This is a genomic window from Bacillus cereus group sp. BfR-BA-01331 (assembly GCF_022663915.1).
Taxonomy (GTDB): domain Bacteria; phylum Bacillota; class Bacilli; order Bacillales; family Bacillaceae_G; genus Bacillus_A; species Bacillus_A mycoides.
The window spans coordinates 1-732 of record NZ_JAKUGJ010000136.1; the positions used below are offsets into that span (position 1 = coordinate 1).

Here is a 732-nt window from a genome sequence, read left to right on the forward strand (position 1 = left end):
GCTTCGCCGTGTCGCTTTCACTTCATGGCGCCTCTCAGGCTACGGGAGTGGAGTCTATTCTCCCGATTGGACTTTCACCAACTAGATAATGCGTCCTTATCTGGACACGCCGATCTGCCAGCGGAGGGAGTAAAAATCATGGATTTGTTCCATCAGAACCATCTCCCAAGGCGTATTCGTAACATATATGTTGATACCCGTTAATCGTTTACTCTTTTCTGAAAATGTAATCCCCTTTTTACTTTCGGTATAGCTTTGTTTTTTTCTACGTTCCAGTATTTGTTCCTCTGTTAATCGGTAGATAATTACTCTTGCAAATAATCTTTGGTTCTTGCCAATATACGCCTCTTTTATTTCATACGTTTGTCCTGGTTTTAACGTGTGCATAATGTTCTCTAAATCAACTTGGATATACTGTGACTGTTTTTTTGATTGTCCCATTTCGAAAGTATTCCGGAAACGGATTTTTCGTATAGACAGTATGGTTTAATTTAAGTCTTGATATATAGCACACGCCACGTTGGTCCATTTGATCTAAGTCTTCCAATGAAAATACCCCAAATCTCGAATACATAAATCTCCTGGGCGTAAGGTATCTAAACAATCTGTTCCAAATGTTTTATCATTATTTTTTCCAGGCCCTACCTGGAAGTTTAAAAACTGTCCGCTGTGTAAGTCATATTCTAATTGAATCTTGATACCTGCTGTTTGTGCACAACCACCTGATCCAGG

The 732-nt window shown here is 39.5% G+C and carries 1 pseudogene; it reads right to left on the reverse strand.

What is annotated here, in order from left to right:
• Positions 1-105: 105 nt before the first annotated feature.
• Positions 106-732: pseudogene (locus MR155_RS31265) on the reverse strand (IS4 family transposase); the annotation flags it as partial.